Genomic DNA, 10,396 nt, shown 5'->3' on the forward strand with positions numbered 1-10,396 from the left:
AGGACCATCGCCCCGCCCTCCTTGCAGAAGTCGTTGAGCATATCCACTATGACCAGCGCCGCGTCCTTTACCTCAAAGTTCTTGCCGTCGTCCACAAAATGTTCTGCAAAGCCTTTCATAGTAACGTCCAATCCTTTCTTGACAGGTGCGGTTTTTTAAGCCTTCTTCTTCGCGCCGCTGCCCATCACCATGCCCAGAACGGCCTTCACGACAAACGCCACGATGATGCAGTTGATAACAGACATGCCGAAGGGGATCTTGGAGGCCAGGAAGCCCACGATCCAGGCGATGAAGCCGGCGATATTGATGGTGGGCAGCTCCACGTTTTCGGTCTCGGGGTAGTCCCGCTTATAGGTCACCAGGAAGTCGGCCAGGAAGATACCGGCGAGAGGCGGCACGGTGGAGGAGAGGAAGTCGATATAGGTGCCGAAGTAGTTATAGAAGCCCACCAGCGCGAAGATAATGCCGATCACGCCGAAGCCGATGACCAGCCAGGTGCGCTTGACCTTGGGCACCACGCTGTTGAGGGACATGGAGCCGGAGTATACGCAGCCCTGGGCCGTGGACCAGATGTTAAGCACCAGCACCAGGAACGCGGGGGCCAGCAGACCCTGCATGGAGAGCATGATGGCCACGTCGGGGGTGCCGGTGACCACGGAGCCGATGGCGCCGGAGAGAAGCATGAAGGTGTTGCCCAGCATCATGGTGATGATCATGACGATGACGGCTGTCTTGGCGTTCTTGGCGAAGCGCATGATGTCGGGGGTAAACATCACCGCGCCCACCGCGTAGGAGCCCACGCCCCAGGCCACTGCCTGGCCGAAGTCCACGGGGTTCTCCTGGGGAATCGCCATCATGCCGGAGACGCCGCCCGCGCTGTGCACGGCCAGGCCCATGGAGATGGCGCCGAAGATGATGATGAGGGGCACGGCCAGATTGCTCAGGTAGGTCATCCACTTCATGCCGCGCATGGCGGTGAGGGTCATGCCGACGCCGCCCAGGATGGCGATGGGCACGATGGGGATAATGGGGAACAGGGTGTTGGTCGACTGGCCGATGAGGTACGCGTCGATGGAGAACCAGCCGATGGTGGTGACCACCACGATGGCCACGGGCACATAGGTGCCCGCCTTGCCGAAGGAGAACTTGCTCAGCAGGCCCAGGCTCAGGCCGCTCTTGGAGGCAATCACGCCCATGGCGCAGGCCAGGACCGCCAGAATCGCGCTGCTGAGGAGAGTGGCGAGTACGGTGTCCTTAAAGTTGAGCCCCGCGCCGATGTTGCCGCCCGCCTGCATGGAGGTGACTACGAACACGTAGCCCAGGGAGACCGTCAGCAGGTTTAAAAAACCCTTGCGCGCGGTCATAGGGACTCGCTGGTTGCTGAATTCGTCGCTGCTTTGGACCTCGGGGGCCGCATTTGTCTCTGACTTTTTCACATACACACATCCCTTTCGCTGTCAATTCAGGGGCTGTCCCGCGCCCCGCCCCGGCGCTGTCACACACACAGCGCCGGCATCCCAGACGGGTGAGCATCCTCTGCCGGACCCTCGCCGCGGCGGTTTCCCCTGTTCGCACCAAGCATAAACCCTCCCCTTAGGGGAATGTCAAGAAGTTTTTGTGCATTTTACTTCGTTTTTTTCATCCAATTGCATCCATTCTTGTTATATGCGAATACCCGCCGCCGCCGTTTTTTCCTATTCGCATGGGAAAATCCCTGCCATTTGTCGCTTTTTTAACGATTTTTGCGATCAAAAAGACGGCAGCCTTTCGCTGCCGTCCTTTTGTCCGCATCGCCGCGGGCTATGCGGGAAGCGACGAGAACAGCGCGTCCATACGGACGCGAAGCTCCGCTGTGGGGCTTCCCCTCATGATAAAATACAAAATGCCGTACCCGGTCTCCGCTTCTTCCACCATGCAGTCGCAGACCGTGCAGTTGACCGCGAAATAGCCCCCGCCAGCCGCCCGGACCGTCCCCTTGATGCGCAGGATGTCCCGCGCGGCCCCGCCCTCCAGGAAGCGGGTCAGGAACCACTCCAGCTGCGCTCTTGTAAAAGTGACGTCGGGCTTGCAGGACGGGCAGTGGAACAGCGCCGCATGATTCAGCTTTTTCAGCGCGACGGGCCGCAGAACGGCCCGCTGCTCCAGCAGGGTCCCAAAGTCGTTTTGCCGCATCAGGTGGGCTGGCGTCTCCATAATTTGCAGCGCCCCGTCCTCCGCCAGCGCGCGGAGAAACTCGCCGCACACCGCCAGCTCCGGGAGCTCCGGCAGGTCGCACTTGCTGTAAATCACGCTGCTGGATCCGGCAAGCTGGCTCTGGAGCACGCAAAGCTCCTCCTCCTGCAGGCGGCACAGACAGCGTGGGTCCACAATCGTCGCGCAGAAACCCCTCTCCGCCCCGCTGCGGGCGCGGACCAGCTCCATGATCTCGAAAAAGGACGTGGCGTCGAAAATGCCTGACGGCTCCACGATGATGCGATCATACCGCCCAGCCAGCTTTAAGAGAAGCACGGTAAAATTGGGGAGCATGGAGCAGCAGATGCATCCGCCCGACAGCTCGTGTATGTCGGCATAGGACGCTTTCAGCGCCGCCGCATCAACCCCCACCGCGCCGAATTCATTCTCCACCACCGCGAAGGAGATCCCCTCTTCCCGCAGCCAGGCGCAGTATTTCTGAATAAAGGTGGTCTTTCCGGCGCCCAGGAAGCCGGAGATCAGGTCAACGTGCGTCCGGCAGGCCGTTCTTGCGTCCGCCGGCTCAGTGCTCATACTTGCCGTAAGTCCGCGCCTCCTCCACCATCGCCTTCGCCATCCGGAAGTCCAGGGCGGCCGGGTATTCGCAGCCGCTGGCCAGGACGAAGCCGCCGTCCTTCTTATAGGCGTCAATCTGCTCCCGGCAGACCCGCCGCACGTCCTCCTCGGAGGCGGCGTAGATGAAGCCCGGCTCCACATGGCCCATAATGGTAATGTCCTTGCCGTACTTCTCCTTCAGCTCGTCCATGGTCTCACAGTCCGGGGGGAGGTGCTGCAGGGAGATGAGCACGGGGTGCATCCGCTCAATCTGCTCCTTAATATAGATCCCGTTGCCGCAGTTGTGGAGCATCACCATCCCGCCGTGCGCCCGGACGGCATTGCAGATGTCCACCATGTAGACGCCCTCAAATTCATCCCACATCTCGGGGCTCATGATGGAGCGGGAGGCGAAGAGGGTATCGTACATCACCGCGTGGCAGCCGGCGTCCAGCAGGGCGATTGAGAGCTCCTTTACTGTCTCGGCAATGTTCTTCAGCGCGCCCTTCAGCTTCTCGGGGCACACCAGCAGGTCGATGTACAGGTTGTCCTGGCCGCGCATCATGCTCAGGATGCCCAGCGGGCCGAACACAAAGCCGACGATGGGCATCTCCTGGCCCTTGGCCTCGTAGAGCAGGCGGGCCAGCTCGATGTGCTCGCTCATGCGGGGGGTCTCCCGGGGATTCAGCACGCCGATTATATCATAGTCGTCCTCGCCCTGAATCAGGCAGTTCTGGTAGTTGGGGTGGGCGGCCGCGTCCTCGCTGTACTCCAGTTCCTGGCCCCAGTCCGCCGCCTCCACGGAGAGGTCCACCAGGGTGCTGATACAGTCGCAGCCCACCTCCTCGGTGGTCTTGATAATGGCCTCGGCGCATTTTTTGACGTCCTTGGACCACTCCTCGTAGGAGATGCCCAGGGCCTTCCTCGATACGCTGTTGATCAGCGGATACACCGGTACGTGGTCAGGCTCCTTGTGCTGCAGGGCCAGGGTAACGCGCTCCATGGAATTCATACGTCTTCCTCCTGAAATAAGTTTGGGTATAAATACATTTATTTTACTGATTGGAGAATTAATTTCTTTTTAGCAGAAGTTTTCCTTTTATTTGACAGGCTTATCTTACAACATTTTTAATATAGTTCCCATGTAATTTCCCGCTCATTTTGGTAGTTTTATTCTTTCTTTTCTCTGATTGCTGCCTCGGACGGCCCCACACCCTCCGACGGTGCAAAAAGCCGGGCAGGCGGATGATTCCGCCTGCCCGGCTTTTACAGGTATTCTGATTGCGGCTGCCCGAAGCCTCCGGCTTACAGCGTGAACATCAACCGCTGAATCTGCTCCCGCAGGGCCTGAAACCCAGGCTCCCCCAGCAGCTCCCCGCGCCTCTCCATGGGGAAGGGCACGGTCAGCTCCTCCCGGATACGACCGGGCCGGCGTTCAAAGATGACGACGCGGTGGGAGATGCGGATGGCCTCCTCCACGTCGTGGGTGACGAAGAGGATGGTCTGCCCCCGTTTTTTCCAGAGCTTCAGAAGCAGACTCTGCATCAGGTAGCGCAGCTGCGCGTCCAGGGCGGCGAAGGGCTCGTCCATCAGCAGAAGCCGGGGGTGGAGGACGAAGGCCCGGGCCAGCGCCACCCGCTGCTGCATCCCGCCGGAAAGCTCGTGGGGGTAGCTGTCCTCAAAGCCGTCCAGCCCCACCAGCCGCAGCATCTCGCCGGCCTCCTCCCGCCGCCGGGCAGGGGGTACTCTGCTGCGCTTCAGCCCGAAGGTCACGTTTTCCCGGGCGGTCAGCCACTCGAAGAGGGCCGGGGTCTGGAACACGACGCACCGCTGGGCTGAGGGCCCGGTAATCCTCTCCCCGTCCAGCCGGACCTCGCCGGATACCGGCGCGTCGAATCCGGCGATGATGTTTAGAAGCGAGCTCTTCCCGCTGCCGCTGGGGCCCAGGAGGGAGACGATCTCCCCCGGTCGGATTGTGAGGCAGATGTTGTCCAGGGCCTCCGTGTGGGTGCCGTTCTCGTTGCGGAAGGTCTGGCAGACCTCACTGACGCTCAGCCCCTGCTCGCTCATGGCACATCCCTCCCCCTGCGCATCTGGGGACAAACCGCCCGGCAGGCCGCCAGCAGCAGCCAGTCGGTCAGCTTGCCCACACAGGCGATCACAATCATGGTCGCCAGGACGATATCCACATGGCCCAGCATCCGTCCGTCGGTCATGACAGCTCCCAGGCCCTCGGTCACGCCGGTGACCTCGCCCAGTACCAGATAGGCCCAGGCCACCCCCAACCCCAGGCGCAGCCCCACCGCCACATCGGGGAAGGCGGCGGGCAGGACCACCGTACGGAAGAGGGTGAAGCCCTTGGCGCCCAGCATCTGCCCGGCCCGCAGCGTCACCTCCGGCACCTGGGATGTGCCGTGGACGGTGTTGAGATAGATGGGAAAGAAGGAGGCCAGGGCAATTAAAAACAGGGTGTTCCCCTCGCCGATGCCAAACCAAACGATGGCCACCGGCAGCCAGCCGATGCCGGGGATGGTGCGGACCAGGTGGATCAGCGGGTCCACCAGCCGCCGGGCCAGTGGGATGCGGCCGCTGAGAAAGCCCAGGGCCAGGCCGCAGGCCGCGGCCAGCGCGAATCCGCCGGCCACCCGCCGCAGGCTGTGGAACAGATGGCCCCAGAGGGTGCCGGAATAGGGCGTAATCCCCAACCGGCCGGTGGCGAAGTCGGCCAGCACATACAGCAGCTTTTGTGGGGAGGGCAGCTTATACTCCGGCATCCCGCCCCAGGCGGTCACGGCGAACCAGAGCAGCAGCACCAGCGCGGGGAGTATCAGCCCAACGGTGTCGAAACGGATGCGGCGGCGTTTCAATCCCGGGCCTCTTTCGCCTGCTCCAGAAAGGAGAGGTCAAACATGGCGTCGATATCCGGAATGGAGTCGATCATGCCCAGCTCCAGCATCTGCTGGGCCAGATTCTTGGTGTTTTGGATATACTGCTCGTCAATGTCCCAGCAAAGCTCAATATTCTCCGCGGAGACCTCCAGAAGAGCCTTGTCCGTGCCGAAGGAGGCCGCCTTGTCCAGCCACGCGTCCCGGTCGCTGTTCATCCGCTCGGTGGCCTGGATGTGGGCGTTTACCAGGCTCTGGACCAGCTCGGGGCGGTTCTTGATGGTGTCCTCGGTGACGATCATCCCGGCGTTGATGGCGCCGATGCTGTCGTCAAAATAGGGGTAGCTCAGGATGCGGCCATACCCGTCCCGGACGGCCTGGGAGGGGTATGGCTCACCGCTGAGGAAGGCGTCGATGGTGCCGTCGGACAGAGCCTGGCCCATGTCGAAGAAATCTATGCGCACCAGGGTCACGTCCTCGTCCGGGTCCAGCCCGGCCCGCTTCAGCACGTCCAGCAGCAGAACGTGGTGCATGGTGCCGGGGACATAGGCGATGGTCTTCCCCTTCAGGTCGGCCTCGGTCTCAATATCGGAGTCCTCTCCCACCACCAGGGCGGAGCACTTGTTGCACAGACTGACCACCACCTTGATGGGCTCCCCCTTGGAGGCGGCGGTGATGGCGGTGGGGATGGTGGTGCCGGTCATATCCAGGCTGCCCGCCAGGAGGGCGGTCTTCTGGTCGCCGGGGTTGGTAAAGGGCTTCACGTCGATGGCCGCATCGCCGCCCAGGGCCTCCTGATAAAAGTATGGGGTCAGTGTCTGGGCCGTCTTCCAGGTACCCACGGCGGCCTGCACCGGTGCGGGGGACGCGCCGTCCTCCGGCTGCACGGCAGTGCCGCAGCCCGCGCACAGCCCGGTCAGCAGCACCCCCGCCAGCAGCAGGGTAATTCCTGTTTTCCGAATGTTCATCTCTTGCTCCTCCTTGAAATGATATCAGCATCCGCTTACGCCGTCTGGTGGACGGTATAGCCAGCCTGCCCGAACAGCTCTCCGGCCCGTACGGTGTCGAACTGGTGCCATTTCCCGCCGGAGCAGCAGCAGGCGTCCCTGGGAATGGCCCCTGTCTCCACCACGGTCACGTTGGCGCCAAACTCCATTGCCAGCCGGGTGCCGGGGTGGATGCAGATATCCGGCACACAGGACCCGCAGGCCAGACGAATCACCGCAATGATCTGGGCCATGCGCTCATCGCTGAGCTGGGGGTACACGCCCAGCGGGGTGCCCGGCACGGGGATGCGGGCCATCGCCCCCGAGACGACGGCCCCGCAGTCGGCGGCCAGGAGGCAGATGTCCGCAATCTCCTCGTCCGTATGCTCCACCCCGATGGGTTCCACCAGGAACACCAGCTTCAGGGGCGACGCCTGGATAGCCCGCAGGGTGTCGATACGGTTCTGGGGAGCGAAGCGGGTGTCCTTTCCCTCCCCCAGCCGGAGGGAGTGGTAGATAAAGTCCACGCCGCAGCCCGCCAGCCAGTTGGCTGTCTCCAGACCGAATTCTCCGATGTTGAGGCCCAGCTCGTAGGGACCCGGCACCTGGGCGCGGATATGGCGGATCATCTCGCCCAGCTGGGCCTGGGAGTAGAATTCCGTGGTGCGCAGAACAATCCAGCGTACACCGCTCTCCGCGTATTCCCGCACCTGGCGGACGGTCTCCGCCTCGTCGTACTCCCGCCTGTCCCCGACAATGCCCCACTTTTCGCCCAGCGAGCAGAAGTCGCAGTTCATGGAGCAGGGGGCGAAGTCCACGCCGATGGCGCCCCAGAGGTAGGCCCGGCCGCCCGTCAGATCCATGGCCGCCCGGTGCGCCGCCCGGCCCAGCGCCGTCCACGCCTCGCTTCCCGGCGCAATTCCCAGCAGCTGAACAATCTGCTCCCTGCTCAGAAGGCTGCCGCTGTGAATCTGCTTCTCCGCGTACTCTATCAGTTCTAAATCCGTCATGGTCGAATAACCGCCTTTTCCTGATTTCACAGCGCCCTGCCCCGCATTGAGACCGCTCTGACGGGAAGCGCCGTACCTACCGCGCCTGAACAGTAATAGTATAAAGGAGTGCGATTGTGGTTTCTTGTTTTTTCCCACGGATTTTTGTACTTTATCGCAGTCGCGCCGCCTGCCGCTTTATAAAAACAGACTGGGAGCGCCGCAATGCGGCGCTCCCGGTCTGTTTTCAATCATTTCGTTTCGTTTCCGTATACAATCGTCACGGCATGTCTGCAATTCTCGATATCCGCGGTCCTGGGGCTGCCGCCGTATTCCCCGTCCAGCGTCCAGGGGACCTCCTCGGTACAGGTGACTCTCAGCCTGGATGTGTGGAAGCCGACGACCCCCGCAGCCTCGTCGGTAGTCTGCTTCATCAGGGCGCCGATGGCGGCCTGAAACTCCGCAGGGCTCTTGGGCATCCGCACCAGCACCACCTCCAGCAGGCCGTCGTCCAGGGCCACGGTGTCGGCGGGCAGGCCGATGAGTCCTCCCACGGAGACGGTGTTGCTCGCCATGCCGAAGATATACTCCCCTTCCACCACGCCGCCGTCGTACTCCACCGAGACCTCGTACCCCTTGAGGTTCCCCAGCCGGGCGATGCCCTCCATCAGGTACGCCAGGTGGCCGAACATATTTTTAAACTGCTGGGGCGTGTCGTAGGCCACGTCTGTAAAGGCGCCGAAGGCAGCCACGTAGACGAAAAACCGGTCGTTGAACCGGCCGATATCCACCGCCCTGGGGCAGCCCGCAGCCGCCACGGCGGCCAGCTTCTCGTAACCGCGGGGCAGACGGAGGTTTCGGGAGAAGTCGTTGGTGGTCCCCGCCGGGATGTAGCCGATCTCCGGCCGCTCGGGCAGGGTCATGAGACCGGTGACAGTCTCGTGGAGGGTGCCGTCCCCGCCGCAGCAGACGATGCGGTCAAACTCGCCGCCCAGCTCTGCGGTCAAGTTGGTGGCGTCGCCCTTAAACTGGGTGGGGTGGACGGTGACAAGCCAGCCCGCCTTGGTAAAGACGTCCAGCACGGCGGACAGCTTTGGCCGGAGCTGGCCCTTTCCCGCCTGGGGATTAAAGATAAAGAGCATCTTTTTCATGGTATCCAAATTTCCTCCGGGTTTCAGTGCGTTTTAAGGTCCTGATTATGGGGTTATTATACAGGATTTTGCCCAAAAAGCAACGCCGCTTTTTCCATCTTATAGAATTTGCCGCCACCTGCTTGCCTTTTCCAATAAAAAGCTCTACAATGTTGCTTTATCAAGTTAATGTAAATATGCCAAAGGGGGCGCGGGACATGGACCGCAAAGCGCTGTCCGCCGCCTTTCCGGTCACCCTTCCGGTGCTGATGGGGTATCTCTCCATCGGCATCGCCTTCGGGCTGATGCTGGAAAAGGCGGGCTTCAACTTTATCTGGGCCTTTTTCATGAGCCTGACCATCTACGCCGGCTCCGGCCAATACCTGGGCGTGAGCCTTTTGGCTACCGCCGCAAGCCTGGGAACGGTGGCGGTGATGATCCTGCTCATCAACTTCCGGCATCTGGTGTACGGCCTCTCCATGCTGGAGAAGTTCCGCGGCATGGGCCGGCGGAAGCTCTACATGATCTTCTCCCTCACCGACGAGACTTACGCCCTCCTGGCGGGGGCCGCCGTCCCTGTGGGGGTGGACCCCAAGAACTACTATTTCTCCATCGCCGTCCTGGACCAGATCTACTGGATTGCCGGCTCGGTCATCGGCGGCGTGGCCGGCGGCCTTCTGGCGGGGAAGATTGACATTACCGGCATCGACTTCGCCATGACCGCACTCTTCGTAGTCATCGCGGTGGAGCAGTGGCAGAGCTACAAGCGGCATCTGCCCGCCTTCCTGGGGGCCGGGTGCACCGTGCTCTTCCTCATCATCGTGCCCGCCCTGTGGGGCCTGGGTCAGCAGCAGATGCTGCTGGTCTCCCTGGGCGTGATAGTGGTGCTCCTGCTGGCGCTGCGCAGCCGCCTGGAGGACCGCACGGAGGGGGAGGAGGTGGCCGCACAGTGAATCCCACCGTACACGCCGTGCTGGCCATCGCCATCATGGCCGGCGTCACCTTTCTCACCCGCTTCCTGCCCTTCCTCCTCTTCGACCGCGGGGAGGCGCCCCCCAAGGTGGTGCTCTACCTGGGCCGCGTCCTGCCGCCGGCCATCATCGCCATGCTCATCGTCTACTGCCTGAAAGGGATCTCCTTTACCGCTCCGGCGCTCTGGGCGCCCCAGCTGATCGCGGTGGCCGCGGTGGTGGCCCTCCACCTCTGGAAGCGCAACAATCTCATCTCCATCTTTGGCGGGACCATCCTCTATATGATTCTGGTCCAGTTTGTATTCGTATAGCCCCTCTGCCGTCGCCTCGCCGGGCCCGCTCCGCGGGCCGGTTTTGTGGTTTCCTTTTAAAGTCTGATTCCGTCTCATTTAAAATCGCCCTGGAACAGGGCGCGGCCCCGGGCGCTCCGGGCCCGATTTTTCTTCTCTGCGCCGCATTTCCGCCCTGTCCGCCAATCCGGCGGATAGGGACGGATAAAATACGACTTATGAAAAGCGCTTCCGCAATCTGAACAGCCCCAGTAAAAACGGACAATGACAAAATGCCCCCTGATGTAGGATAATAGAACTACATCAGGGGGTATTGTTATGAGCAAACGAAGCTATACAAAAATAGGAGCGATGGAGG

At 61.8% G+C, this 10,396-nt stretch carries 10 protein-coding genes; 2 read left to right on the plus strand and 8 right to left on the minus strand.

Features of this window, described 5'->3' with window-relative positions; translation table 11 throughout:
- Nucleotides 1-155: 155 nt before the first annotated feature.
- The 8 genes from H8S62_RS17500 to H8S62_RS17535 form a co-directional block, all read right to left on the minus strand.
- Nucleotides 156-1,436: a cytosine permease gene (locus tag H8S62_RS17500; protein WP_256284823.1), complete on the minus strand. Its 1,281-nt coding sequence runs from the start codon at nt 1,434-1,436 to the stop codon at nt 156-158.
- A 364-nt stretch (nt 1,437-1,800) separates the two neighbouring features.
- A complete protein-coding gene (locus H8S62_RS17505) occupies nt 1,801-2,766 on the minus strand; it encodes a GTP-binding protein (RefSeq protein ID WP_186920418.1) in 966 nt (321 codons plus the stop codon).
- On the minus strand, nt 2,756-3,799 hold the full coding sequence (locus H8S62_RS17510) for a uroporphyrinogen decarboxylase family protein (RefSeq protein ID WP_186920419.1): 1,044 nt from the start codon (nt 3,797-3,799) through the stop codon (nt 2,756-2,758). The genes H8S62_RS17505 and H8S62_RS17510 overlap by 11 nt, the downstream gene beginning before the upstream one ends.
- A gap of 293 nt (nt 3,800-4,092) precedes the next feature.
- Nucleotides 4,093-4,857: an ABC transporter ATP-binding protein gene (locus H8S62_RS17515; protein WP_155148512.1), complete on the minus strand. Its 765-nt coding sequence runs from the start codon at nt 4,855-4,857 to the stop codon at nt 4,093-4,095.
- Nucleotides 4,854-5,654: an ABC transporter permease gene (locus H8S62_RS17520; RefSeq protein WP_186920420.1), complete on the minus strand. Its 801-nt coding sequence runs from the start codon at nt 5,652-5,654 to the stop codon at nt 4,854-4,856. Before H8S62_RS17520 ends, H8S62_RS17515 begins: the two co-directional genes overlap by 4 nt.
- Nucleotides 5,651-6,640 carry an ABC transporter substrate-binding protein gene (locus H8S62_RS17525; protein WP_155148515.1) on the minus strand — a complete coding sequence of 330 codons (990 nt, stop codon included), beginning with the start codon at nt 6,638-6,640 and terminating at the stop codon, nt 5,651-5,653. Before H8S62_RS17525 ends, H8S62_RS17520 begins: the two co-directional genes overlap by 4 nt.
- Nucleotides 6,641-6,675: 35 nt before the next feature.
- The gene (locus H8S62_RS17530) at nt 6,676-7,668 is read right to left on the minus strand and encodes a radical SAM protein (protein ID WP_155148517.1); all 993 of its coding nucleotides are present in this window, start codon (nt 7,666-7,668) and stop codon (nt 6,676-6,678) included.
- Nucleotides 7,669-7,898: 230 nt separating this feature from the next.
- Nucleotides 7,899-8,798 carry a diacylglycerol/lipid kinase family protein gene (locus tag H8S62_RS17535; protein ID WP_186920422.1) on the minus strand — a complete coding sequence of 300 codons (900 nt, stop codon included), beginning with the start codon at nt 8,796-8,798 and terminating at the stop codon, nt 7,899-7,901.
- A 197-nt stretch (nt 8,799-8,995) separates the two neighbouring features.
- On the opposite strand from H8S62_RS17535, the gene H8S62_RS17540 reads away from it, so the two are divergent.
- Nucleotides 8,996-9,730 (plus strand): AzlC family ABC transporter permease, encoded by a 735-nt coding sequence (locus H8S62_RS17540; RefSeq protein WP_186920421.1) that lies wholly within the window; start codon nt 8,996-8,998, stop codon nt 9,728-9,730.
- Nucleotides 9,727-10,059, plus strand: a complete 333-nt coding sequence (locus H8S62_RS17545) for an AzlD domain-containing protein (RefSeq protein WP_173023946.1) — start codon at nt 9,727-9,729, stop codon at nt 10,057-10,059. The genes H8S62_RS17540 and H8S62_RS17545 overlap by 4 nt, the downstream gene beginning before the upstream one ends.
- Nucleotides 10,060-10,396: the final 337 nt, after the last annotated feature.

Source organism: Lawsonibacter faecis, from assembly GCF_014287675.1.
GTDB classification, from domain to species: Bacteria; Bacillota; Clostridia; order Oscillospirales; family Oscillospiraceae; genus Pseudoflavonifractor; species Pseudoflavonifractor faecis.